At 57.7% G+C, this 23,752-nt stretch carries 22 protein-coding genes and 1 tRNA gene; 15 read left to right on the forward strand and 8 right to left on the reverse strand.

The features are described from left to right. The first annotated feature begins 5 nt into the window (after positions 1-5). Positions 6-179, forward strand: coding sequence for a DUF2897 family protein (locus tag C7H10_RS15805; RefSeq protein WP_106695608.1), 174 nt, complete (start codon positions 6-8; stop codon positions 177-179). A gap of 76 nt (positions 180-255) precedes the next feature. Here the strand turns inward: C7H10_RS15805 and C7H10_RS15810 are convergent. The 6 genes from C7H10_RS15810 to C7H10_RS15835 all read right to left on the reverse strand — a co-directional run bounded on the left by C7H10_RS15810 (position 256) and on the right by C7H10_RS15835 (position 5,124). Further along, positions 256-332 (reverse strand) — tRNA-Val (locus tag C7H10_RS15810). Between the two features lie 55 nt (positions 333-387). Next, positions 388-1,338 carry a DMT family transporter gene (locus tag C7H10_RS15815; protein WP_106695609.1) on the reverse strand — a complete coding sequence of 317 codons (951 nt, stop codon included), beginning with the start codon at positions 1,336-1,338 and terminating at the stop codon, positions 388-390. A 136-nt stretch (positions 1,339-1,474) separates the two neighbouring features. Beyond that, positions 1,475-2,563 (reverse strand): hypothetical protein, encoded by a 1,089-nt coding sequence (locus C7H10_RS15820; protein WP_061331044.1) that lies wholly within the window; start codon positions 2,561-2,563, stop codon positions 1,475-1,477. A gap of 34 nt (positions 2,564-2,597) precedes the next feature. Beyond that, complete coding sequence (locus C7H10_RS15825) at positions 2,598-3,671, reverse strand: hypothetical protein (RefSeq protein ID WP_106695610.1); 1,074 nt, start codon at positions 3,669-3,671, stop codon at positions 2,598-2,600. A 138-nt stretch (positions 3,672-3,809) separates the two neighbouring features. Further along, positions 3,810-4,400 (reverse strand): YceI family protein, encoded by a 591-nt coding sequence (locus C7H10_RS15830; RefSeq protein WP_106695611.1) that lies wholly within the window; start codon positions 4,398-4,400, stop codon positions 3,810-3,812. Beyond that, complete coding sequence (locus C7H10_RS15835; protein WP_106695612.1) at positions 4,390-5,124, reverse strand: CDP-alcohol phosphatidyltransferase family protein; 735 nt, start codon at positions 5,122-5,124, stop codon at positions 4,390-4,392. The genes C7H10_RS15830 and C7H10_RS15835 overlap by 11 nt, the downstream gene beginning before the upstream one ends. Positions 5,125-5,235: 111 nt before the next feature. On the opposite strand from C7H10_RS15835, the gene C7H10_RS15840 reads away from it, so the two are divergent. The 4 genes from C7H10_RS15840 to C7H10_RS15855 are packed head-to-tail and all read left to right on the forward strand — an operon-like array spanning position 5,236 to position 9,504. Then, positions 5,236-6,219 carry a zinc-dependent alcohol dehydrogenase gene (locus C7H10_RS15840; RefSeq protein ID WP_106695613.1) on the forward strand — a complete coding sequence of 328 codons (984 nt, stop codon included), beginning with the start codon at positions 5,236-5,238 and terminating at the stop codon, positions 6,217-6,219. A 9-nt stretch (positions 6,220-6,228) separates the two neighbouring features. After that, a complete protein-coding gene (locus tag C7H10_RS15845; protein WP_106695614.1) occupies positions 6,229-6,627 on the forward strand; it encodes a 6-pyruvoyl trahydropterin synthase family protein in 399 nt (132 codons plus the stop codon). After that, entirely contained in the window at positions 6,614-8,545 is a 1,932-nt protein-coding gene (locus C7H10_RS15850; protein ID WP_106695615.1) for a glycosyltransferase family 4 protein, read from the forward strand. Before C7H10_RS15845 ends, C7H10_RS15850 begins: the two co-directional genes overlap by 14 nt. Then, positions 8,542-9,504, forward strand: coding sequence for a lysylphosphatidylglycerol synthase transmembrane domain-containing protein (locus C7H10_RS15855; protein ID WP_244178305.1), 963 nt, complete (start codon positions 8,542-8,544; stop codon positions 9,502-9,504). Before C7H10_RS15850 ends, C7H10_RS15855 begins: the two co-directional genes overlap by 4 nt. Here C7H10_RS15855 and C7H10_RS15860 read toward each other — a convergent pair whose 3' ends face one another. Further along, positions 9,505-10,371 carry a RibD family protein gene (locus C7H10_RS15860; protein ID WP_106695616.1) on the reverse strand — a complete coding sequence of 289 codons (867 nt, stop codon included), beginning with the start codon at positions 10,369-10,371 and terminating at the stop codon, positions 9,505-9,507. A gap of 118 nt (positions 10,372-10,489) precedes the next feature. Here C7H10_RS15860 and C7H10_RS15865 point away from each other — a divergent pair, with 118 nt between their 5' ends. Continuing rightward, complete coding sequence (locus tag C7H10_RS15865; protein ID WP_106695617.1) at positions 10,490-10,906, forward strand: helix-turn-helix domain-containing protein; 417 nt, start codon at positions 10,490-10,492, stop codon at positions 10,904-10,906. Between the two features lie 18 nt (positions 10,907-10,924). On the opposite strand, the gene galU is transcribed toward C7H10_RS15865, so the two are convergent. Beyond that, positions 10,925-11,761: a UTP--glucose-1-phosphate uridylyltransferase GalU gene (galU, locus tag C7H10_RS15870; RefSeq protein WP_106695618.1), complete on the reverse strand. Its 837-nt coding sequence runs from the start codon at positions 11,759-11,761 to the stop codon at positions 10,925-10,927. A 401-nt stretch (positions 11,762-12,162) separates the two neighbouring features. Between galU and C7H10_RS15875 the strand changes: the two genes are divergently transcribed. The 9 genes from C7H10_RS15875 (at position 12,163) to C7H10_RS15915 (ending at position 23,730) form a co-directional block, all read left to right on the forward strand. Next, positions 12,163-13,287 carry a ShlB/FhaC/HecB family hemolysin secretion/activation protein gene (locus tag C7H10_RS15875; RefSeq protein ID WP_244178306.1) on the forward strand — a complete coding sequence of 375 codons (1,125 nt, stop codon included), beginning with the start codon at positions 12,163-12,165 and terminating at the stop codon, positions 13,285-13,287. Between the two features lie 111 nt (positions 13,288-13,398). Then, complete coding sequence (locus C7H10_RS15880) at positions 13,399-14,079, forward strand: GntR family transcriptional regulator (protein WP_106695620.1); 681 nt, start codon at positions 13,399-13,401, stop codon at positions 14,077-14,079. 18 nt (positions 14,080-14,097) lie between these two features. Beyond that, on the forward strand, positions 14,098-14,982 hold the full coding sequence (prpB, locus tag C7H10_RS15885; protein ID WP_106695621.1) for a methylisocitrate lyase: 885 nt from the start codon (positions 14,098-14,100) through the stop codon (positions 14,980-14,982). A gap of 263 nt (positions 14,983-15,245) precedes the next feature. Then, on the forward strand, positions 15,246-16,379 hold the full coding sequence (prpC, locus tag C7H10_RS15890; RefSeq protein ID WP_106695622.1) for a bifunctional 2-methylcitrate synthase/citrate synthase: 1,134 nt from the start codon (positions 15,246-15,248) through the stop codon (positions 16,377-16,379). A gap of 5 nt (positions 16,380-16,384) precedes the next feature. Then, entirely contained in the window at positions 16,385-19,009 is a 2,625-nt protein-coding gene (gene acnD, locus C7H10_RS15895) for a Fe/S-dependent 2-methylisocitrate dehydratase AcnD (protein ID WP_106695623.1), read from the forward strand. Positions 19,010-19,116: 107 nt separating this feature from the next. Next, on the forward strand, positions 19,117-20,295 hold the full coding sequence (gene prpF / locus C7H10_RS15900) for a 2-methylaconitate cis-trans isomerase PrpF (RefSeq protein WP_106695624.1): 1,179 nt from the start codon (positions 19,117-19,119) through the stop codon (positions 20,293-20,295). A 205-nt stretch (positions 20,296-20,500) separates the two neighbouring features. Next, positions 20,501-21,436, forward strand: a complete 936-nt coding sequence (locus C7H10_RS19380) for a PEP-CTERM sorting domain-containing protein (protein ID WP_106695625.1) — start codon at positions 20,501-20,503, stop codon at positions 21,434-21,436. A 172-nt stretch (positions 21,437-21,608) separates the two neighbouring features. Then, the gene (locus C7H10_RS15910) at positions 21,609-23,021 is read left to right on the forward strand and encodes a TIGR03013 family XrtA/PEP-CTERM system glycosyltransferase (RefSeq protein WP_061331062.1); all 1,413 of its coding nucleotides are present in this window, start codon (positions 21,609-21,611) and stop codon (positions 23,019-23,021) included. A gap of 64 nt (positions 23,022-23,085) precedes the next feature. Next, complete coding sequence (locus C7H10_RS15915) at positions 23,086-23,730, forward strand: XrtA/PEP-CTERM system exopolysaccharide export protein (protein ID WP_106695626.1); 645 nt, start codon at positions 23,086-23,088, stop codon at positions 23,728-23,730. Positions 23,731-23,752 lie beyond the last annotated feature (22 nt).

Raw genomic sequence — 23,752 nt, forward strand, 5'->3', positions numbered from 1 at the left:
ACACGATGCCCACAATAGGATGGATATTTATCCTGCTCGCCTTTGGCATGGTGATCGGCAGTCTTCTGTTACTCAGAGACAGCAGCAATATGAAAATTCCCGAACACAAGCTGGAAAAGATCCGCAAACGACAAGCGGAGCTGGAAGAGAAGGAAAAACAGGAAAAGGATGACTGGTAAGTAGCGATGGTTCGCGCAGGCATAAAAAAAGCCAGTTCTCACGAGGCCCGTAAGTAACTGACTTTCTTTGCAGAATTGGTAGGACCACCCAGATTCGAACTGGGGACCTCTACCATGTCAAGGTAGCGCTCTAACCAACTGAGCTATGGTCCTGTGTCCTGCAACGGGGTGGAAATATACGGATTTCGTTCCCCTTGGTCAACCTCTTTCAGGCAGTTTTTGCCGGTTTCAGGAAGCCTTTAATAGCGCGGCTCAGAGCGCCCCATCGGTTTACCAGCAGAGCCATGAAAATCAGTCCACACCCTGCCAATTGCAGCGCCGACATGGTCTCTCCGAACCAGGCTGCGGCAAACAGGGCCACCCATACCGGTTCCAGCACCAGAATCACCACACCGTGACTGTGTACTGAAAGGCTCTGTGCATAGGTCTGCAGCAGAAAGCGCCCGGCTGTGCCGACGATGGCACTGGCCAGCACCCAAACCATCAGAATCGGCGGCGGGTTATTGAGAGTGGGTGCCCAGGGCTCGCTGATAGCGGACTCCACCAGGGTAACCAGGCCCACTGTCAGCAGGGCCAGAGCGGTCAGGGGCAGTGCCGGCACCTTGCGCTTCTCGATGGTATCGCCCCGTTTATTGGTGACCGTTCGCTGATTGGCGGCGCGGGTATTGAGCGTGAAGTAAAGCGCAAAGATAAACGCGGCCACAACGAAGTACAGCTGGCCGGGATCTGGCCGGAAACCGTTCTCAAGGGACAGCAGGGCCAGGCCCGCCACCGCAATCGGAATGGCAAGCCAGGTACTCAGAGGCTGGGATTCACCGAATACCACGCGGGCTATGATTGGCACAATCACGACCCCAAGACTGGTGAGAAACGCGCCTTCACCCATGCTGTCGCCATGGAACAGGCCCAGTATCCAGCAGCTCATGGCAATGCCAAACACCAGGCCGACGCCCATGCTCCGTTTCACCTGGTCGGCATCCAGCCGGCGCAGGGCCGGCAGCGCAATCAGCGCCAACACGCCGCCGGCGATCAGAAACCGGGCCGCCATGAACATCAACGGTGGCATCATCAGTACGGCTTCTTTAGAAAACATCCAGCTGATCGCGGCCAGGAGGGTAACGACAACCAGCAACAGATCGGATTTGTGAGCGTCAGACATCAAGAAACTGGCTCCGGTCAGGCAGAGTGAAGTGCAAGGAAGGGTAAATCTATAGTTTGCGAACTAAAAAAGAAAGCAGCGAAAACCGAGAGGGAGGGAGATGGCTCATCCCTGAGCCCGGCCAACAACCGTGGTGTCAGTTGTTGAGCGTGGTATACAGCAGGTTGGACATGCTGGTCTGGTTGGAGTTGGGGACCTCGACATACTGGTCACCGGAGCCCCAAAGTTGCCACCAGGCCCGCTGGTTGTATGTGCGGCTGGCAAAGTCGATCTGCAGGCCATTGAGCACAGTGTTGTTCACCACCGGCACGGAGATGTTGCCGGTTTGGGTGTCCTTTACGGCACTGTGGTTGGCGCCTTCGCTCATCAGAATCGGGTAGTGATTGTAATAAAGGCCAGAAGGACCATTCTGCCCGCTTACCTTGCCCGCCAGACTGATGCTGTTGGAGCACGAGTCTATGCCGCTGGCGGTGGTGGCGCCGCAGGCGGAGTGGGTGGGTACCACGCCGTCATCGGTGCCGGCAATGAAGGGTTTGGTGATTCCTCCATAGGACGAACCGCCACCGACAAAGCGCAGCCGGGGAATAGCCGTGGGGCCTACCGACAGGTTGCGGGCGGTGTTGGTTTGCAGGTCATTGACCACGCCCAGGTTGTCGGGCTGTGGATCAATCCCGGTGAACGCACGCACAGCTTGTTTTACCGGCCAGTTATACCAGCTGTCGTTATAGGCAATGCTGACTGCCAGGTCGGCCAGTTCGGTACCGCCGCCAGCCCCAGCAAGATCCATGACCGCGAGGATTTTCAGCGGTTGCAGGCCTTCGGATTGCAGCCAGCGAGCCTGGTTCTCCAGGAGGTGGCGGGTAACCAGGTCACCGGTGGAATGGGTCACGACAATGCAGTAATTGTTGCACAATCCCTGCTGACTGATTTGTCGAACCTGCTGGTAGGCTTGCTGCGCGATCTCTCCTTCCACCCGGCCGTTACTGGCCCAGTCGATGCGCGCTTCGGCGCGGTTCAGCCAGTAGTCCCGCCAGTAGTCTTCTCCGGCCTGTTTCACCTCTTGCATGTTGGCGGGGGCCTGGGACAGGTTCTCCATCATGAAACCGTGCACCAGGATCACATTGTGGCCCGCCAGTTGGGCCTGCGCCGTTGTGGCGAACAATCCGCCTGCCAGCGCTATCGATAATGCAGTTTTACTCAGGCATCTTTTGTTTTTGTTGATCATTGCTTGCTCCGTTTTCCGGTTTTATTGTTGTTTATCAGAACTTGTCGGCCAGCTGCCTCAGCAACGCCGCCCGTTGCTCTGATTCTGTGTTCACCGCAGGTGTGTCACGCAGATTGCCAAGATCCGGCGGTGAAAATTCATAGCCTTCGTCCGGGCCGAAGGCGTAATGGGTGCGGTCACCAGGGCGGTCTGGCATTTGTCGTAACTGCAGGTTTCGGAGTTGCAGCTGGCCCTCGATGTCCTGGTTTGCCAACACGCTGCCATGGGCCTTGAGTACAAGCGTACCGCTACCCCCGCTCAGGGATTCTTCAGTACTGAGTTGGGCCAGCGCGCGCTGTCCGTTGTATAGCTGGGCGGACAGCGCATAGTAGCCGGCATGGTCCGGATCGAAACGGACTGGGATAACCAGGTCATTTCCGGACACATAGGGTGAGTCGATACCGCCGAAGTCGCCGAGATCAGGTTCAATGGAGAGAGACGACACGTGCCGGACCGGCTTGCCATCAACCCTGGCTTCCACAATCAGCCGGTATTCGCCCGGCTCATGATCGGAGCTGATTGTTCCCTGGTAGTAGCCGCTGTCTTCCGTGGCAGGCAGGTCGGCTGAGTCGGCCTTGTCCCTTTGGGTGGCCGATTCGAGTGTCGCCGAGAGAGTGTCGCCGAACACTTGCCGGCCACTCAGGGACGCCACCACAAGAATGGGCTCACCCTGGGTAAAGCGGAATTTGTCGAGTGTCACGATGAAGCGGCCGTCGTCTTCCAGTGGCAATTCAACCGGGTGGTACCGGTTACCCTGATAAGCTTCAGCCTGGGCGGTGGTCAATGGTACCGAGTAGTCGGGGTAGCGGGCGCTTCGCTGGTAGTCGTCTGCAACGCTGGCGAGCATGAACCCCAGGGCGTTGTCAGAGGGCGCAGGCGCGACCGAACTGTTGACCTCACTCGTCGCTGGCGTGCGGCCTCCCGCCATGGCGCTTGCTTCCTGATGATCAGACTGGCTGCCGAAAGGCAGCCAACGGAACTTGCCGTCGTTATCTGCGGACAACAGCCACGCAGTACCTGAAATACTGGCCACCGCTACGGCGGTGGCCATCAGTGCCTTGTAAGGCATGTAGAATCACCTTCTTATTGTTATTTCACTGCTTTTGGTTAAAGAGTAACCATAGCCAGTTTTGTCGTAACCGGCATGAAAGTTGTCCGACAATGCGCCACTTTCACTCTAAAGTGTGACCGCTATCACGTGTTGGGGTTAGTCCTTGATAGCCTCGAACGCGAAACGCAGTACTACCTCATCGCCGACCATACCTTCGTCGATTCCGTAGGTCATGCCCCAATCGCTTCGCTTGATCACGGTCGATGCACTGAGACCGAGTGTGTATTCCTCATGCCCGAAGGGATATACGTCAGCCTTGTTGAGGGTGACATCCACATCCACCGGGTTGGTCTTGCCCAGAAGCGTGAGATCGCCGGTGACGACGCCTGTGTTATCTCCCGTGCGTTCAAAGCCGGTCACAGTAAAGGTGATGTCCTTGTGCCTTCTGGTGTCCAGGAAATCCTTGTTGCGCAGGTGGTCATCCCGTTTACCATGATTGCTGAATACGCTGTTCGCCTTGAAGGCCAGCTCTCCGGATGACAGTTCCCCGGTCTGTTCGTCATAGACGAATTCGCCTTTTACCTCGCGAAACATACCCATGACCGGGGCATAGCCGATGTGCATCACTTCAAAGACCATGGAGAAGTGCTCATCGTCCACCTGGAACCTGGTTGGTTCTGCCTGCAGCAGCGGCGCGGTGAATACCAGGGCGGCTGCCAGGGTTGCGGTGGCAAGTTTAGTTTTCATGATAGTGTCTCCTTTGGTAGAGCCAGCGGACATCCAGCGCAAATGACCAGCCCAGAAGGGCCAGTGCCATGGCCAGTGTGGTGCCGGCAAACCCGGTGGGGGTAGGGGGAAGTATGGCGATCATCAGTGTAACAACCTGCCATACACAGACCGTTTTGCGCCGGAAACTGTCCGGCAGCGGTTGGTTGAGCCACGTCAGGAAATGGCTGGCGGCCAGGAATGCGTAACGCATCAGGGCAAGCATCAATACCCACGGCCCGGCTTTGCCAATTGCCATCGCGGCAACGCACAAGCCGAGGATAAACAAAGCATCCAGCTCCATGTCGAACCGGGCGCCGAACTCACTGCTGCTGTTGGTGGCCCGGGCCACCTTGCCATCCACGCCATCAAGGATCAGCGCGATGAGGCAGGCCACGCCGTAAATCCACAACGCGGAAGAATCGGTAGCGGACAGGAACGGTGCCCAGGCCACCAGGGAAACGACCAGGATAGATCGAAGCAGGGTAGTGCGGTTGGCCCAGCCAAAGTTTTTCCGGGCTGGCCATCGAGTGAGTATCAAGGCCCCCTGGGTGGCAAAAATCAGAATCGCCAGCAGAGCGAACCAGGCGGGAGGGCTGAACCATTCGTGCACGGACAGCAACACGAAAAACAGCAATATGGCAGCCCAACCAAGCTCCCTTGCAGTGGCAGGAATCTGAAATGTTGCCGGGCGAATCGAATCCATATCCGAGCGTTTCCGTATAGCCTGACTGGTACGTGTGTTAGGCCCCGTACTATGACTATAGTTTGGGGTAGTTGCTTTTGCTTACGGAGATAATAAGAGAATGGACTGTTTATGACGTCATCCGGGAATCAGGCGTTCTGGGTCACCGGCCCGGGCAAGGGGGAGCTTCGGCCGGCGACGCTGGATTGCCCTGAGAGTGCCGGGGCAGGCATTGTTACCGTGCGTGCACTGTATTCAGGGATCAGCCGGGGCACGGAATCACTGGTATTCAACAATCGGGTTCCACCGGGCGAGTACCATCGAATGCGCGCACCCTTTCAGGAGGGCCAGTTTCCGTTTCCGGTCAAGTATGGCTATGCCAATGTTGGCGAAGTGCAGCGCGGGCCAGAGCACCTCATGGGTAAGCGGGTATTTTGCCTCTACCCCCACCAGAGGCACTACCGCGTGCCGGCCAGTGCCGTCACCGTATTGCCGGACGATCTGCCGCCGGGGCGCGCCATTCTTGCCGCCAATATGGAGACCGCCATTAACGGGCTCTGGGATGCCGAGCCCGCTGTAGGCGACCGGGTTGCCGTGGTTGGCCTGGGGGTGGTCGGTCTTTTGGTGGCCTGGCTGGTCAAACAGATCCCCGGCTCACAGCTGCTGGCTGTCGATACCAATGAGTCCAGGGCTGACATTGCCAAAGCGTTGGGGCTTCCGTTCACAACCGAGGCCTCGGCCCGTGATTGCGATCTGGTGATTCATGCGTCCGGCCGGAGCGAGGGGTTGTCGTCAGCCCTGTCCATGGCCGGGCCGGAAGGTCGCATTGTGGAGCTTAGCTGGTATGGCAACGAACCGGTCACGGTTCCCCTTGGCCATGCCTTTCATCCTAACCGCCTTGAACTTAAATCCAGCCAGGTGGGGCAGATTCCGCCGCGCCGGCAACCCCGGTGGAACTATGCCCGGCGGCTTGAACTGGCTTTGCAGTTGCTCAGAGCGCCTGAGCTGGACCACCTGATCAGCGGTGAATCCCGGTTTGAGGAACTTCCTGCCGTCGCCAGAACTTTATTTTCGCCAACAGGGGATGCGCTCTGCCATCGAATTACCTATGCCTGAGGAAATACCATGTTCAGTTTGACCGTTCGCGATCACATGATGATTGCTCACAGTTTTAAAGGGGAAATCTTTGGTCCGGCCCAAGGGCTCCATGGCGCCACCTACGTCGTGGACGTTACCTTCGAGCGACCTGAGTTGGATGGTAACGATTTGATTGTGGATATTGGCCAGGCGTCTGACCTGCTGAAAGAGGTGCTTTCGGAATTCAACATGAAGAATCTGGACGACTTGCCCGAATTCGAAGGCCGGAACACCACCACGGAATTTATGGCGCAAGTTGTGTTCAATCGCATGGCGGCCGCCATCCAGGCCGGCCGTCTGGGTGAAGAGGGCCGGCAGGTTGCCGGCCTTAAAGTGACTTTGGGCGAGTCGCACCTGGCCTGGGCCAGTTACCATGCCGGCATCTGACCTATGGTTTGTGGTTCCCGGTGATCCTGATCAGAACACCGGTGGGTACCGATATGTGCAGCGCCTGGTGGCGGCATCGCGCCTGGCCGGGGTGAACGCGCGGGTTCAGGGGCTCGCTGGGTGCTTTCCGAGACCGGATCAAACAGCTACCAATGCCATGCAAGAGTTCCTGACGTCTTTACCGGACAACACGTTGGTGGTGCTTGACGGGCTAGCCATGGGGGCCATGCCAGACGTGCTGCAGCGCCACCGCACACGCTTGCAGCTTGTGGCGCTGGTACACCACCCGCTGGCGGATGAGACCGGGCTATCCCAGGAGCAACAGACGTGGTTTCGGGAAGCTGAAAGGCAATCCCTGGCCCAGGTAGGCAGGGTGGTCACGACCAGTGAGTATACTGCCCGCCGCGTGCAACAGGATTATGGTGTGCCGTCCTGGAAGATTACGACGGCGCAGCCGGCCGTGGACGCCCTGTTCTTTCAGATTGGGCGCAACCGCTTGGACAAGCCCATGAGGCTCTTGTGCGTGGGACATCTATCCCCCCGGAAGGCGCAGCACCACCTGGTCGATGCCCTCGCCACCCTGCAGGAACTGCCGTGGCAATGCACCCTGGTGGGGGCGGAGGATCGTGATCCGGATTATGCGCAGGCCGTTCGCAATGCCATCGCCCGGCACGGACTGGCCGATCGTGTTCAGCTTCTTGGAGAGCTATCGGAACCCGCGCTGGAGGAGGCCTATCGCCGGGCGGATCTGTTCGTGTTTCCGTCGCTCTACGAAGGCTATGGCATGGTCATCGATGAAGCCCTGGCCGCGGGCTTGCCGGTGTTGTCCTCCGATGGCGGCGCGCTGGCGTTGACCACCGGTAAACCCGGAGCCCGGAATTTTCCGGCCGGCAATGTGCCAGCCCTGGCGTCAGAACTTCGCTCTCTCCTGACGAATACTGCGGATTTCTCGGATCTGGCGCGACGTGCGCGGGCCCATCGGTCAGATATTCGCCAGTGGTCAGATACCACAAGGGAATTCCTCGGCAGTCTGGGCATCAGCGATGAGGGTGATCCTGCAAGATTCTCTGGCCAGTGGCTGGAAGCCCGGGAGCCCGCGGATCATGCCGCTAGAAGCCGGGCCTTGACGGATACGCTGGCAAACTGGCTAACCGTGGAATACAACACGAAAGCCGCCGGTAAACCGGCCGGTGATCCATTGCACTTGGTGGACATTGGCAGTGGGCGGGGCTCAAACCCCGGTTATCTGATTCCCCGTTTGCCGGTGCCCCAGCGGTGGACATTGATTGAACCGGATCAGCATCTGTTGGGGCTGGCCTGCCATCGGGTAGAAGCTCTGGATGCGCCTGCTGTTCCAGTGATGCTGGAACTGACTCGGCACAACCTGGATGAGGCGTTGCCAGATGATGCGGCCCTGGTAACGGCATCGGCCCTGATTGATCTGGTCTCCGAGGAATGGCTTGAAGCTTTTACGCAGGCTGTGGTGCGCAGGCAAGCCAGTGCTCTTGTAGTACTGAGCTATAGCGGGCACTTTGAACTTGCGCCGTCCCACGCCTCAGACGCCCTGGTACAGAAGCTGGTGAATCAGCACCAGCATGGCGATAAAGGCAGCGGAGCGGCATTAGGCCCGGAAGCAACCATGGTTTTGGAAAAACTGCTGCGTGAGGCAGGTTATACCGTCACGGTAGAACAGAGCCGATGGCATCTCAACCTGGGACAGGGTGGCGCGAGTGCCGAGTTGATCACCATGCTAATGACCGGTTGGGCGGATGCCGCCTGCCAGCAGAACCCGGCTGCGCAGGCTGAGATCAGAGCCTGGCTGGAAGAAAGACAGAATCAGTTGGCCCGTCACGAACTGCAGGTGTTGGTTGATCACCTGGACCTACTCGGGTTACCCGACTCAGGTTTACCGGCATGATGCGCCAGCAGCCATGGCCAAAGCTGCTGCTTCGGTGGGCTGCGACCCTCATTATCCTGGTGCTGGTGTTGCGGTTTGTGGACCTGTCCGGGTTGATAGCCAGGCTCCGATCCATTCCGCCCTCACTGATCGCACTGGCCCTGGGGGTTTCTGTCTTCCAGGTGGTTCTGTCCGCCTGGCGTTGGCGTTACACCGCCGGCAGCCTGGGTGTTTCTGTGCCGATGACCTTTGCCGTTCGGGAATATTACCTGGCCACCTTTCTGAATCAGGTGCTGCCGGGTGGCGTTATGGGCGATGTGAACCGGGCCTGGAGGCACAGCCGGGCCTGCGGGCGGGGAGCCCCCGGGCGTTCGGGGCAGCTTTCGGCGGTTCATGCGGTTGTCCTTGAACGGCTGTCCGGGCAGTTGGTGTTGGTTCCGGTGGTTTTGCTCGCCGTAATTGCGCTGTGGAGTGCCGGCGCTTTCAGTGGGCAGCAGGTGTCGGCCCAATTATCCCTCAGCCCGATATACTGGCTGTTGCCTCCATTCCTGGCTGGCATTGGAATCTGGTTGTTGTGGGTCAGTGGTCGGCTTGCCTCACTGCGGCGGTACCTTGGGCGCCTGGGCGCCGATCTCAGGCGGGCCTTTGCTGGCTGGCGCAATGGTTCGGTGCAATTGTTTACTTCCCTTGCCGTTTTGGGCACCTATTTGACGATGTTTGTGTTGTTGGCGTTGGGTATGGGATTGGCGACCGATGCCAGCAGTCTGGTTCTGACCGCCGCCCTGTGTCTGCTATTGCTTCTGGCGATGGTACTCCCCATTACGGTGTCTGGCTGGGGTGTCCGTGAAGGCGCAGCAGCCCTGCTCTGGCCGGCGGTGGGGTTACCGGCAGAGCAGGGGGTGGCGATCAGTATTGGCTACGGTGCGTTGATATTCCTGGCCAGCTGGCCGGGGGCGCTGATGCTTCTCAAGCGCGCCTGATCAATTCCAGCGCCTCTCGAAGGCCAGGTCGAACAGCATGTCACTGCCCAGATTGACCAACTGGGCCCGGGGGCGCAGGGCATCATCCAGTTGATCGATCTCCGGCAGCGAAAAGGCTGGCCGTCCACTGCCGATGATCATGGGCGCGACCATGACATGCAATCGGTCCAACAGCCCGGCTTTGAGGAAGGATGAAACGGTTACACCACCGCCCTCAATAAAGATTTTTCGAAGCCCGTAATCCTGTAATACTTGAAGAATATGCTCCGGTGGCACTGGTGAGGGGGCGTCGGCGGCACCGAGACAGGGGATAGTGGTTACCTGGCCAATGCTGGCGGGTTTTCGGGTTGGGTCATAGTCCCCGGCAATCAGGTGCAGTGTGGGTGCTGCGTTGTCGGTAAACAGGTGGTGGCTGCGGGGCACCCGGCCATGGCGATCAATCACCACCCGTACCGGATTTGGCCCGTTGGTGCGGCGTACGGTCAGGCGTGGATTGTCCGTGGTGGCAGTGCCGGCGCCAACCACCACCGCATCGCACAGGGCACGAATACGATGCAGGTGGGTGATTCCGTCGTCACCGTTAATGAACCGGGAGCAACCGGTTACGGTGGCAATGCGGCCATCCAGGCTCTGACCAAGCTGACCAATCACATGGTTGCCCGCCGGGCGCTTGATGGGCTGGCACAGGGGCAGGAACAGCGAAATCAGATTCCTGGCGTCTTCCGTTGCCTGATGCACCAACTCCCAGCTTTTGCCGTTAATCCGCAGCGCTGGTTGAGTGGTTCCCGGCAGGGGAAGGGTGACATTGCTGCGGTTGCTGGCATTCAGTATGAGCTTCCAGGCAGTGTCTGTATCCAGGGTGGCCATGGCTGTCCCGTTTGTTGGTTTGTGGTTTCAGTATAGGCAGATTGTGTGCAAAGCTATATGTACGATACATTTCCGGATTGATTCACTTTTCCAGCCAATTTTTCAGGGACACTGAGCTATGCGGTACCTGCAGTCCTTTCATCGCCGCTTGCGGCAACTCCGGCAGACCGGGCAGCTGTCTTTGGCGGATGTGGCCAATATGTGCGGTGTGGACGAAGCCCGGGTAGGCAGCTGGGAGGCCACCGATCCCAAGCAGCGGAGCTATCCGGGCGTCAGCGAACTGCTGGATGTGTGCCTGAAAACCGAAACGCCGCTGGATCAACTGCTGGATATGGATGATGGCGGTGACAGCGGTCAGTTGGAGTTGCCGGGATTGGCCTTCAGTAACAGTGATGATTTGTCTGTAGCGTTGAAAGAACTGGAGCGGGAGCTGAACCGATTGCAGCTATCAGAGGAAGAGGTGGAGTTGCTGCGCCGGTTCCGCAAGGCAACCGCGGAAAACCGGCGCATGGTCCTTCAGCTGCTGGGGCGTTAACCGCCCCGGTAAGTCAGTTTACTTGCCTTTTTTGTAGATATTCTCGTAAACGTAGTTGGTGGCTTCCACAAAGCCGTCGATGCTGCCACAGTCAAAACGCTGGCCCTTGAACTGGTAGGCCAGCACGCAACCGTTCTTCGCCTGCTCCAGCAGTGCATCGGTAATCTGGACCTCGCCGTTCTTGCCCGGAGGGGTGCGTTCGATAATGTCGAAGATATCCGGTGTCAGAATGTACCGGCCAATGATGGCGAGGTTGCTGGGTGCGTCCTCCGAGGCCGGCTTTTCCACCATGTCGGTAATGCGGTACAGGCCGTCTTTCATGGACTCGCCGGCAATCACCCCGTATTTGTGGGTTTCATCCTGCGGTACTTCTTCGATGGCCACGATGGAGCAGCGGAACTGGTTGTACAGTTTCACCATCTGCGCCAGAACACCGTCCTCGCCTTCTGGCCCAACACAGAAGTCATCAGCCAGTACCACCGCGAACGGGTTGTCACCCACCAGGTTGCGGCCAGTCAGAATGGCATGCCCCAGGCCTTTCATCTCGTTCTGACGGGTAAAGGCAAAGGTGTTGTTGGTGATCAGGTCGCGAATGGAGGTTAGCAGGCCTTCTTTTCCGGTTCCGGCAATCTGGTGCTCCAGCTCGTAGCTGATGTCGAAGTGGTCCTCGATAGCACGCTTACCGCGGCCCGTTACGAAACCGAACTCATGGATTCCGGCTTCGGCAGCTTCCTCTACGCCGTACTGAACCAGCGGCTTGTTAACAATTGGCAGGATCTCTTTCGGCATGGCCTTGGTGGCCGGGAGAAAGCGGGTGCCGTAGCCGGCTACCGGGAAAAGGCACTTTTTGATCATGGTGTTCATCCTTAGTTTGAATCTTGCATGCTGGGAGCCGTCCCACAAAGTGTGCCAAGTGTAACCAAGTTGTTTCGCGAGTTGGAGGATTTCATTTCTGAATGTTGATTGTTGGTAATTCTGTGACCTGTTTCCCGCTTCTGCTGAGCGATTGAAATGTCTAGAAAATAGTTTCAGTTGGCTCAATAAGGTACTGATTTAATAAAACATTAAAATTGTAAAATTATGATGACAAGGGTGGTTGCCTGGCTCTCCATATTTTAAAGTGGCAAAGCTTCAGCACATTTACACGATCTTGACACTTCTACGGGTACTGAATGGCACATCCGCTGGTCCCAAAACGGCACGGCCCTCAAACAGGCGTTATTGCACTCTTTTCGTGCGCCCTGACTGTATTTTCGGTGCAGGGAGTTGCCAGCGAGCTTTCACTCTCCGAGCAGGATGCTCTCAGCACCCAGGAAGCCCTGTTTGCTCAGGACCGTTTGAAGGCCACCCGCGAGCATTGGCTACGGTCGAAATTCGAGTTTTCAGGGCGTACCAAAGACGATTCAGATCGCCTTGACGGCACACTGAACCTTGGGTTGAAGAACATGTTCGGTGAAAGTCATCGGGCTGATCTTCGGTACGCGGACTCCAAGACCTATCGCGTCAGTAACGAGCGCAAGGTCCTTGGGTTTGGCTATGGCTTGCCGGTAGGGCGCAACCAGCTCCGCATGGAGCTGACCAACACCGCCTATGATGAAGTGTCGAGGGTTGAGGGGGGCCGCTATCAGAAAGCCGGACGAATTCGCGACGTGGCCGTAACCGGAAGCCGGCCGCTGTTCTCCGTCAGTGGTTACAGTATCCGGGGGCGCGCAGAGTATAACTCCGTAACCCGTTCCTGGACCCGGCAGAGCGATGAGAACCACAGAAATCACTACGAGGTATCCACCCTGGGCTTTGAAGCCCAGGGTCGCCATGACCTGGTGGGCGGCTTCAGTCTCTCTAGTGGATTCAGGGCTGTCACTGGCATTGAGACAGAGGCGGAACGCACGGCGGTTGGTTATCAGGAATCCCAGGACGAACAGTTCGGGCGCATGCTGTTTACCGCGTCCCTGGACCGGGAAATGCTGGACTGGCAATGGGGTCTTGAAGGGCAGTATCAAATTGCGTCTGCGGATACGCCCGGATCACACCGCCTGCAGGTTGCTGGCGCAGCGCTTTCGACGGGCTATAGCGGCCAATCCCTGAGTGTTGCGGAGGGTGGCTGGCTGCGCCTCGGCAGCCGCAGCCCTACCTTTAACGTACCGTTTTTCCCCCAAATGCTGTCCAGCGTCCGGCTGTCGGTGCTGCGGGGCTGGGTTCCCGACACCTCGTTCCAGCATGATCAGTCTGGCCACGTTACTTCCGGGGAATTGTCCCTCGGCCTTTCTGCCCGCAAGTTCAGTGCTGATGTCAGCGTTGGCCGGGTACTTGGAACAACCACCGAAGCCATTGTTGTTCCGGACCACCCGGATGTGCGGCTTTCCATGAGTCTGCAGATTTAATTCCCTCCCCATCCTGTAAACAATAAGACGTTTGGCTTGCTCCATTTTGTTGACAATCCGGCTCGTTGGGCGTAATTTCACCAGCATCACTCATTGGATTGTTAACAAAACATGGTTCAAGCTCCGGCCCAAGTACATACTCGTGCAGATGAAGCCTTTGATTGTCTGCAAACCGCCATCGTGATGGGTGACCTTGCGCCCGGTGAAAAGATCGGCGAAGTCGAACTCTGCTCCCGCTTTAATCTCACCCGTGGTCCCCTGAGAGAGGCGCTTGGCCGCCTTGAGTCCCGTGGTTTGCTGGTGCGCCGGCCCCATGCTGGTGTGAAAGTGGTATCTGTCAGTGCCGAAGAGCTGCTGGAGCTGTACCGAATTCGTGAAGTTATGGAAGGGTTGGCTGCCCGCCAGGCCGCCGAACGGATGACCGATGAGGAAATCCGCGACCTGAAAGCTACACTGGATAGTCACGAGAAAATGATTGATGAGGCCCAGGGCCAGGCCTATTACCAGGCCGAGGGTGACTACGACTTCCACCACCGGATTGCCACTGGCAGCCGCAACACCAAGCTGGCCCAGATGCTGCTGGGTGATCTGTATTACATGGTGCGCATGTACCGTTACCGGTTGAGCACCTCCGCCGGGCGCCCGCATATGGCGCTGGGTGAACACCGCCGTATCGTCGAAGCCATTGCCCAGCGCGATGGCGAACTCGCCGAATTCCTTATGAAAAGACACATCAATGCCGCACGCCAGAATATCGAACAAAAGATCCAGGAAGGCGTGTTAACAATCTGATCCAAGAGGTAATGTCCCATGGCTAACCAACTCTCCCCTGGTGCCCGTTTCCGCAAGGCCCTGAAAGAAAACCAACCGCTGCAAATCGTTGGTACTATCAACGCTTATACCGCCATGATGGCAGAGCGGGTAGGGCACCAAGCCATTTACCTGTCTGGTGGTGGCGTCGCTAACGCCTCCTATGGCCTGCCGGATCTGGGCATGACCACCATGAACGACGTGGTAGAAGACGTGCGCCGTATTACCGCCGCCACGGACGTGCCGCTGCTGGTCGACATCGACACCGGTTGGGGTGGCGCCTTCAACATTGGCCGTACCATCCGCGAAATGGAACGCGCCGGCGCCGCTGCCGTGCATATTGAAGATCAGGTTGCCCAGAAACGCTGTGGCCACCGCCCGAACAAGGAGATTGTCTCCAAAGAAGAAATGGTTGACCGCATCAAGGCCGCTGCCGATGCTCGCCAGGACAAAGACTTCTTCATCATGGCCCGCACCGATGCCTTCCAAAAAGAAGGCCTGGAAGCCGCCATTGACCGCGCCAAGGCCTGCATCGAAGCCGGTGCCGACGGCATCTTCGCCGAAGCCGTTCACGAACTGAGCGACTACAAAGCCTTCGCCGAAGCCATCGACGCCCCGATCCTGGCCAACATCACCGAATTCGGCGCCACCCCGCTGTACAACCGCTCCGAACTCGCCGACGCCGGCGCCGCCATGGTGCTCTACCCCCTGAGCGCCTTCCGCGCCATGAACAAAGCAGCCCTGGCCGTGTACCAGAACATTCTGGAGAAGGGTGACCAGAAAGACGTAGTAGACCTGATGCAAACCCGAATGGAGCTGTACGATTTCCTCAACTACCACGACTTCGAACAGAAGCTGGACCAGCTGTTTGCTCAGAAGAAGTAAGGGGTCTGTCCCCGAACGGGGACTGACCCCACTTTGGAACAGCTGACTCCACAGTAAAGGGTCTGTCCCCGAATGGGGACTGACCCACCTTGGAACAGCAGACTCCGGAGTAAGGGGTCTGTCCCCGCATGGGGACTGACCCCATTTTGGAACAGCTGACTCCGGAGAATGACCGAGGTAAAAGTGGGTCAGTCCCCGTTCGGGGACAGACCCGGTGGGGTCAGACTCATTAACAGAAAAATCAGAAACAACGGGAGACCAACATGGCTGAAGCAAAGAAACTTAGTGGCGCAGGCCTGCGAGGCCAGGTAGCTGGCGAAACCGCGCTGTGTACCGTCGGCAAAACCGGCACCGGCCTGACCTACCGCGGCTACGACGTGACCGATCTCGCCGCCAACGCCCAGTTCGAAGAAGTGGCCTACCTGCTGCTGCGCGGCAAACTGCCAAACCAGGCCGAGCTGGACGCCTACAAAGCCAAGCTCAAAAGCCTGCGCAACCTGCCAGACGCCCTGAAACTGGTGCTCGAGCAAATCCCCAAAGACGCTCACCCCATGGACGTAATGCGTACCGGCTGCTCCATGCTGGGTAACCTGGAAACCGAAAAAGACTTCAGCGAGCAGGACGACAAAATTGACCGCATGCTGGCCACCTTCCCGGCGATTATCACGTACTGGTACCGCTTCGCCCACGAAGGCGTGCGCATCGACACCGCCAACAGCGAATGCGATTCCATCGGTGGCCTGTTCCTGGAACTGCTGCATGGCAAGAAACCCAGCGAGCTGCACGAGCGGGTGATGAACGTTTCCCTGATTCTGTATGCGGAGCATGAGTTCAACGCCTCCACCTTTACCGCCCGCGTCTGTGCCTCCACGCTCTCTGACATCCACAGCTGCGTAACCGGCGCCATCGGCTCCCTGCGTGGCCCGCTGCACGGCGGTGCCAACGAAGCGGCCATGGAACTGATCCAGCGTTTCCAGACGCCGGAAGAGGCCGAAGCCGGCCTGATGGGCATGCTGGAACGCAAAGAGAAAATCATGGGCTTCGGACACGCCATTTACAAAGAGTCCGACCCGCGCAACGCCATCATCAAGCAATGGTCCGAGAAACTGGCGAAAGAAGTAGGCGACACCGTGCTGTACCCGGTTTCTGTGCGTTGTGAAGAAGTCATGTGGCGCGAGAAGAAACTGTTCTGCAACGCCGACTTCTTCCATGCATCTGCTTATCACTTCATGGGCATCCCCACCGAACTGTTCACACCCATCTTCGTGATGTCCCGGGTATCCGGCTGGACCGCCCACGTGAAAGAACAACGCGCCAACAACCGCATCATCCGCCCGAGCGCGGACTACACTGGTCCTGAGCATCAGGATTGGTTGCCGATTGAAAAGCGGAGCTGATTATTATGAACACCGAATTCAGAAAACCCCTTCCAGGCACCGACCTGGAATACTACGACACCCGCCAGGCGGTGGAGGCTATCCAGCCCGGCGCCTACGCCAAGCTGCCGTACACCTCCAAGATCCTGGCTGAGCAGCTGGTTCGCCGCTGCGACAAGGAATCCCTTACCGATTCCCTGAAGCAGCTGATTGAACGCCGTCGCGACCTGGACTTCCCCTGGTACCCGGCGCGGGTTGTGTGCCACGACATCCTGGGCCAGACCGCCCTGGTGGACCTGGCTGGCCTGCGTGACGCCATCGCAGAGAAGGGCGGAGACCCCGCCAAAGTGAACCCGGTGGTACAAACCCAGTTGATCGTGGATCACTCCCTGGCCGTTGAGGCTCCCGGCTTTGACCCGGACGCGTTTGAAAAGAACCGCGCCATCGAAGACCGCCGCAATGAAGACCGTTTCCACTTCATCAACTGGACCCGCACCGCGTTCAAGAACGTAGACGTGATTCCAGCCGGTAACGGCATCATGCACCAGATCAACCTGGAGAAAATGTCTCCGGTGATCCAGAACCGCCCGGACGAAGACGGTCATCCGATTGCCTTCCCGGACACCTGCGTGGGCACCGATAGCCATACCCCGCACATCGACGCCCTGGGTGTTATTGCGGTAGGTGTGGGTGGCCTGGAAGCGGAAACCGTGATGCTGGGCCGTCCGTCCATGATGCGCCTGCCGGATATCGTGGGTGTGAAGCTGACTGGCAAGCGCCAGCCGGGCATCACTGCCACCGATATCGTGCTGGCCATTACCGAATTCCTGCGTAAGGAGCGCGTGGTTGGCGCCTATCTGGAATTCTTCGGGGAAGGTGCGTCCAGCCTCACCATCGGTGACCGTGCCACCATTTCCAACATGACTCCGGAATACGGCGCCACCGCCGCGATGTTCTACATCGACGAGCAGACCATCGACTACCTGAAACTCACCGGCCGTGAGCCGGAGCAGGTGGAACTGGTGGAGAAATACGCTAAGGAGACAGGCCTGTGGGCAACGGAAATGACCGAAGCCCAGTACGAGCGCGTGCTGGAGTTTGATCTGTCTACCGTGGTGCGAAACGTGGCTGGCCCGTCCAACCCGCATCGCCGTGTTGCCACGTCTGACCTGCACGACCGCGGCATTGCCGTTAACCTGGACAAGGCCCTGGAAGAAGAGAAAAAGGGCCTGATGCCCGATGGCGCAGTGATCATCGCAGCCATTACCTCCTGCACCAACACTTCCAACCCGCGCAACGTTGTGGCGGCCGGCCTGTTGGCCAAGAAAGCCAACGAGCTGGGGCTGGTGCGTAAGCCGTGGGTGAAATCTTCCTTCGCGCCGGGCTCCAAGGTTGCCCGCCTTTACCTGGAAGAAGCGGGCCTGCTGCCGGAACTGGAAAAGCTGGGCTTCGGTATCGTGGCCTACGCCTGCACCACTTGTAATGGTATGTCTGGTGCCCTGGATCCGAAAATTCAGCAGGAAATTATCGACCGGGACCTGTACTCCACCGCAGTGCTGTCTGGCAACCGTAACTTCGACGGCCGGATTCACCCCTACGCCAAACAGGCGTTCCTGGCGTCGCCGCCACTGGTTGTGGCCTACGCCATCGCCGGTACCGTGCGTTTTGATATCGAGCGGGATGCCCTGGGCTACGACAAGGATGGCAAGCCGGTCACCCTGAAAGATCTGTGGCCGTCTGATGAAGAAATCGACCGCATCGTTGGCGAATTCGTGAAACCGGAGCAGTTCAAGCAGGTGTACATTCCGATGTTCAATCTGGATGCTGCCGAGCAGGCCAAGAGCCCCCTTTACGAGTGGCGCCCGCAGTCCACCTACATCCGCCGCCCGCCATACTGGGAAGGCACCATGGCCGCTGAGCGTGAACTCAAGGGCATGCGCCCGCTGGCCATCCTGCCGGACAACATCACCACCGACCACCTGTCGCCGTCCAACGCCATCATGATGGACTCCGCCGCAGGTGAATACCTTCACAAGATGGGGCTGCCGGAGGAAGATTTTAACTCCTACGCAACCCACCGTGGTGATCACCTGACCGCCCAGCGTGCCACTCTGGCCAACCCGAAACTGTTCAACGAAATGGTCCGGGACGAGAACGGCGAAGTGGTTCAGGGCTCGCTGGCCCGGGTAGAGCCGGAAGGCAAAACCATGCGCATGTGGGAAGCCATTGAAACCTACATGGAGCGTAAGCAGCCGCTGATCATCGTGGCCGGGGCCGACTACGGCCAGGGCTCGTCCCGTGACTGGGCGGCCAAGGGCGTTGCCCTGGCGGGCGTGGAAGCGATTGTGGCCGAAGGCTTCGAGCGCATTCACCGCACCAACCTGATCGGCATGGGCGTTATGCCCCTGCAGTTCGAGGAAGGCACCACCCGCCACACCCTGCAGCTGGACGGCACCGAAACCTATGATGTAGAAGGCAAGGCTGCACCGGGTGCCAGGCTGGAACTGGTGATTCACCGCAAGAGCGGCGAAGTGGACCGTGTTCCGGTGATCTGCCGTTTGGATACAGCAGAAGAAGTCACCGTGTACACCGCAGGTGGTGTACTGCAGCGCTTCGCGCAGGATTTCCTCGCTTCTGAAGGTGCTGCGTAACCAGGCGGCGAGGGAAATAGTCTGACCCCGAGCGCTGATTTTAGGGGTCTGACCCCGTACGGGGTCAGACCCCACTTTAGAACCAGACTCCAAACCCGAGGCACACCATGAGCTTCCCCCCACAAATCAAAGTCCCCGCCACCTACATGCGTGGCGGCACCAGTAAAGGCGTGTTTTTCCGCCTGCAAGACCTGCCGGAGCCCTGCCAGGTGCCCGGCGAAGCACGGGACAAGCTGCTGCTGCGAGTCATCGGCAGCCCTGATCCCTACGAGAAGCAGATCGACGGCCTGGGCAACGCCACCTCCAGTACCAGTAAAACGGTGATCCTGGCGGCGCCCACCCAGCCGGACCACGATGTGGACTACCTGTTCGGCCAGGTCTCCATCGACAAACCGTTCGTGGACTGGAGCGGCAACTGCGGCAACCTGACCGCTGCGGTGGGCGCCTTCGCCATCAATGGCGGCTTTGTCGCCAAAGACCGCATTCCAGACAACGGTATCTGTACCGTGCGTATCTGGCAGGCCAACATCCAGAAAACCATCGTGGCCCATGTACCTATCACCAACGGTGAAGTGCAGGAAACCGGCGATTTCGAACTGGATGGCGTAACCTTTCCGGCCGCAGAAGTGAAAATCGAGTTCATGGACCCGGCCGATGGGGAAGGTGCCATGTTCCCCACAGGCAACCTGGTGGACGACCTGGAAGTACCGGGCGTTGGCACCCTGAAAGCCACCATGATCAACGCCGGTATCCCGACTATCTTTGTGAACGCGGAAGACATCGGCTACAAAGGCACCGAGCTGCAGAACGACATCAACAGCGACCCCAAAGCACTGGCGATGTTTGAGACCATTCGTGCCCATGGCGCGGTAAAGATGGGGCTGATCAAAGACATCGCCGAAGCCGCCAACCGCCAGCACACGCCAAAAGTGGCGTTTGTAGCCAAACCAGTGGATTACGTCTCGTCCAGTGGCAAGCAGATCAACGCGGCAGACATCGATGTACTGGTCCGCGCGTTGTCCATGGGGAAGCTGCACCACGCCATGATGGGCACCGCTGCCGTGGCCATTGCCACCGCTTCCGCCATTCCCGGAACCCTGGTGAACCTGGCGGCCGGCGGCGGAGATCGCACTGAAGTTACCTTTGGTCACCCCTCCGGAACCCTGGGTGTGGGTGCTGAGGCCAGAGAAGTAAACGGCCAGTGGACCGCCACCAAAGCCATCATGAGCCGTAGCGCGCGGATTATCATGGAAGGCTGGGTGAGGGTGCCCGGCGACTGTTTCTGATTCGTTACAGTCAGACCTGTGAGGTGTTGAAGGATTTTACACATTCCGGATACACCTCCGGTTTTTCCCTTCTGAAGTTCCTCTATCTCCCTGATATTTAAAGCCTGACGTGAAACTGGACAGTTTATTGCTGAACGGACCGCTTGGCCGGTAGTTATAAACGCCGACCAACAACGCGGATTTTTATCTAAAGGGAGATTAGACAGTGAATCGTATTCCTGAATCATTCAAAAAGCCGGCACTGCTGGCAGGTTGCGCGGCGCTGACACTTGCTTTCTCAGCAACGTCATTGGCAGCACCTATCATCATGGAAGGTGATTATGTTCGTACCGCCATCAGCGACAACGGCACACTGGGTTACGGCGGAACGACCTCCCCTGGCTTGCTGCACGATCCAAGCGGCACACGCAGCTGGGGCGCAGAGGACTATCTGACTCCTGGCAGTCCCTGGGAAATGTTTGGTGTGAAGGCCGATCAGTTCGGCAACGTTCACAACAACAATGAGTGGCCAAGCAACATTGGTTCCATCTCCCTGACGGACATCAGCGGCGGTTCCGCCTTCGATAACCACGTGCTTTGGAGTGGAACCTACGGTGGGATGTTCAATATCACCCACGAATACATCTTCAATGACAATTACGAGCGCATTGATATCCTGACGTCCATCGAAGCTCTGACTGACCTGACCGGCCTGAAATTCCTGCGGGCGATTGATCCAGATCCTGACGTAAACACTTATGGCAGCTTCGACACCATCAACACCCGAGGCGGCGCGGGCATTGCCGAGGAAGACTTTGTAAACTCCCAGGGCGCCCAGACCGGCCTGACCCTTGGCTTGTACACAAACTCTTCGATCGAGCATAACACCGGTATTACCTCTTCCTGGAGCAACGACCCGGATGCCTACCTGGCGGGCCAGAACGACGGCAATGGCGATAACGTTATCGGCCTGGCGTTCAACATTGGCAACCTGTTCCAGGGTGACCTGGTCAAGCTGAGCTACTCCTATGTGATGGGTGAAACCCTCGACAACGTCGACATTCCTGACGAGCCTGTGGCGAGTGTTCCTGAGCCGGGTACGCTTGGTTTGCTGGGTTTGGGCCTGGCTGGCTTGTTGGGTGTTCGTCGCCGTAACAAGTAAACCTTTGGGTCAAACGTATGATCGGGATCTCATCTGTGAGATTCCGATCTTTGTTTTTAAAGGACTCATTGAAGTTTCAGGAGATTGAAGTACAATTCTGTTACGGTTTGTTACGGTGTGTAGCAAAGGATGCTGGCAGTACAGTGCAGTGTGAACCGCACAAGGAGTCGACGTGGCCCACGTCAGGTTGTTCAGACACTATATTCACTTACCTTTCGTCATCCTTGGCCTGATTGATCTGGTCGTGATGGGCTTTGCCTTTGGTTTGGCGGTGTTCTTCCGCTTTTTTGGTGAAGTCGGTTTCTTCCTTGAGCACCTGTATTTTGTCTTTCCCTCCATCATTACGTTTGCCCTGTTTAACCTGCTGGTTATGATTGCCTTGGGTGTGCATCAGTCGCGGGTGGAAGAGGGCATGTCCGGCATGATGCTAAGAACCATCATGGCCATGATTCTCGCCATACCGGTTCACGGTTTCGCTTACTTCATTGCCGATGATTGGCTTTGGTATCTGGGCAGCTTCGGCCTGCTTACCTCCGCCACGGTCTTGGCCATTTTTTCGTTAGGCATAGTGCGCGTCCTGTTTTTTGCCCTGGTTGGCAAAGAGGCATTCAAACGCCGTGTGTTGGTGCTTGGCGCAGGGCACCGGGCCAGGCAACTGCTGGAAGATCTCACCACCCCATTCAACCGCAAGGGGTTCACGCTTGATGGCTTTGTCCCACTTCCGGACGAACCCATCGAAGTGGGTGATCAGCACCTGATCAACCTGCCCACATCATTACACGACTACGTATTGCGCCATCCCGTTCGGGAGATCGTGGTAGCTGTAGATGACCGCCGGCGCGGCTTGCCGATGGAAGACCTTCTGGAATGCAAAATGGAAGGTGTCAGTATTATTGACGGTGCCAATTTCTATGAGCGGGAATCGCGGAAAGTGGCCCTGGAAATGATCAGCCACGGTTGGCTGGTGTTCTCGGATGGTTTCTCCGTGTCATCTGTCTACGGTGCTGGCAAGCGAACGCTCGATATTCTCGCCGCAGGCACACTGCTGCTGGCGACGTTTCCCATCATGATCCTCACCGCACTTGCCATCAAACTGGAAGATGGCTTCAAAGCGCCGGTGATCTATAGCCAGGAGCGGGTAGGGCTGAATAACAAAGTCTTCAAAGTTCATAAGTTCCGTTCGATGATCACCGATGCCGAAAAGGACGGAGCCGTCTGGGCAAAAAAGAACGATACCCGGGTAACTCGGGTTGGCGAGTTTATCCGGAAAGTCAGAATTGATGAGCTACCACAAATCTTTAACGTTCTTAACGGCACCATGGCGTTTGTAGGGCCAAGGCCGGAACGCCCGGTATTCGTGGCGCAGTTAGCAGAGAAGATTCCGTTTTATTCGGAACGCCACCGGGTAAAGCCGGGCCTGACTGGCTGGGCACAGCTATGCTTTGCCTACGCAGACAACGAAGAAGACACCCGGGAAAAGCTTCGTTACGACCTTTATTACATCAAGAATCAGAGTTTGCTTCTTGATCTGTTGGTTATAATTCAGACAGTAGAAGTGGTATTGTTCAAAAAAGGATCAAGGTAGTTTCGGGAGTAAGCTGTTCCCGAAACATGGAATGCAGCACGGACCTCACAAGAGAGGGTATACGATGTCACGGAAGTATCTCACCCAAGGGCTGTTTGTGTCCTTCATGGCGGTAGCTTTGGCAACAGGTTGTGCAGGGCCGTCCGCATCTTCTCCTGACAAGATTCAGCGAGCACTTGCACTGGATACCCGCGACAGTGTGGACCAGTACGTACTCGGTGCGACAGACGTTGTCCGGGTATCTGTGTGGCGCAACGAGGACTTGAGCATCTCCGTGCCGGTACGCCCGGACGGCAAGATATCCGTACCGCTGGTTGGCGATGTTCAGGCCAGTGGCAGAACGCCTGAAGAACTTGCCGGCTCAATCCGGGCATCCCTGGCCGAGTACATACGCGAACCGCAGGTAAGCGTGGTGGTGACCTCCATGGGCAGCCATGAGTTCACTGACCGGGTGCGTGTGACCGGTGCTGTGCGCCAGCCTGTGTCTATTCCCCATCGCAGTGGCATGACGGTGCTGGACATGTTTCTAAATGCTGGCGGTGCCAACGAGTTTGCTGCCCTCAACAGGTCCATGCTGTACCGCAAGGTGGGTAACGAGGTAGTTGCCATCCCTGTAAAGCTGGATGACATCCTGAGCAAGGGCCAGGTTGAAACCAATTATTCCATGCGCCCGGGCGACATCCTGACCATCCCGGAACGCAGTTTCTGACAGACGTTGCCTGAACCATTGG

Source organism: Marinobacter shengliensis, assembly GCF_003007715.1.
GTDB classification, from domain to species: domain Bacteria; phylum Pseudomonadota; class Gammaproteobacteria; order Pseudomonadales; family Oleiphilaceae; genus Marinobacter; species Marinobacter shengliensis.

What these genes read in the sequence shown, in the direction of transcription:
- C7H10_RS15915 (WP_106695626.1), top strand. Translation starts at nt 23,086, where the DNA reads ATGTCACGGAAGTATCTCACCCAAGGGCTGTTTGTGTCCTTCATGGCG.
- C7H10_RS15815 (WP_106695609.1), bottom strand. Translation starts at nt 1,338, where the DNA reads ATGTCTGACGCTCACAAATCCGATCTGTTGCTGGTTGTCGTTACCCTC.
- C7H10_RS15860 (WP_106695616.1), bottom strand. Translation starts at nt 10,371, where the DNA reads ATGGCCACCCTGGATACAGACACTGCCTGGAAGCTCATACTGAATGCC.
- C7H10_RS15825 (WP_106695610.1), bottom strand. Translation starts at nt 3,671, where the DNA reads ATGCCTTACAAGGCACTGATGGCCACCGCCGTAGCGGTGGCCAGTATT.
- C7H10_RS15835 (WP_106695612.1), bottom strand. Translation starts at nt 5,124, where the DNA reads ATGGATTCGATTCGCCCGGCAACATTTCAGATTCCTGCCACTGCAAGG.
- prpB (WP_106695621.1), top strand. Translation starts at nt 14,098, where the DNA reads ATGGCTAACCAACTCTCCCCTGGTGCCCGTTTCCGCAAGGCCCTGAAA.
- acnD (WP_106695623.1), top strand. Translation starts at nt 16,385, where the DNA reads ATGAACACCGAATTCAGAAAACCCCTTCCAGGCACCGACCTGGAATAC.
- C7H10_RS15840 (WP_106695613.1), top strand. Translation starts at nt 5,236, where the DNA reads ATGACGTCATCCGGGAATCAGGCGTTCTGGGTCACCGGCCCGGGCAAG.
- C7H10_RS15845 (WP_106695614.1), top strand. Translation starts at nt 6,229, where the DNA reads ATGTTCAGTTTGACCGTTCGCGATCACATGATGATTGCTCACAGTTTT.
- C7H10_RS15830 (WP_106695611.1), bottom strand. Translation starts at nt 4,400, where the DNA reads ATGAAAACTAAACTTGCCACCGCAACCCTGGCAGCCGCCCTGGTATTC.
- prpC (WP_106695622.1), top strand. Translation starts at nt 15,246, where the DNA reads ATGGCTGAAGCAAAGAAACTTAGTGGCGCAGGCCTGCGAGGCCAGGTA.
- C7H10_RS15880 (WP_106695620.1), top strand. Translation starts at nt 13,399, where the DNA reads ATGGTTCAAGCTCCGGCCCAAGTACATACTCGTGCAGATGAAGCCTTT.
- prpF (WP_106695624.1), top strand. Translation starts at nt 19,117, where the DNA reads ATGAGCTTCCCCCCACAAATCAAAGTCCCCGCCACCTACATGCGTGGC.
- C7H10_RS15820 (WP_061331044.1), bottom strand. Translation starts at nt 2,563, where the DNA reads ATGATCAACAAAAACAAAAGATGCCTGAGTAAAACTGCATTATCGATA.
- galU (WP_106695618.1), bottom strand. Translation starts at nt 11,761, where the DNA reads ATGATCAAAAAGTGCCTTTTCCCGGTAGCCGGCTACGGCACCCGCTTT.
- C7H10_RS15865 (WP_106695617.1), top strand. Translation starts at nt 10,490, where the DNA reads ATGCGGTACCTGCAGTCCTTTCATCGCCGCTTGCGGCAACTCCGGCAG.
- C7H10_RS15850 (WP_106695615.1), top strand. Translation starts at nt 6,614, where the DNA reads ATGCCGGCATCTGACCTATGGTTTGTGGTTCCCGGTGATCCTGATCAG.
- C7H10_RS15855 (WP_244178305.1), top strand. Translation starts at nt 8,542, where the DNA reads ATGATGCGCCAGCAGCCATGGCCAAAGCTGCTGCTTCGGTGGGCTGCG.
- C7H10_RS15805 (WP_106695608.1), top strand. Translation starts at nt 6, where the DNA reads ATGCCCACAATAGGATGGATATTTATCCTGCTCGCCTTTGGCATGGTG.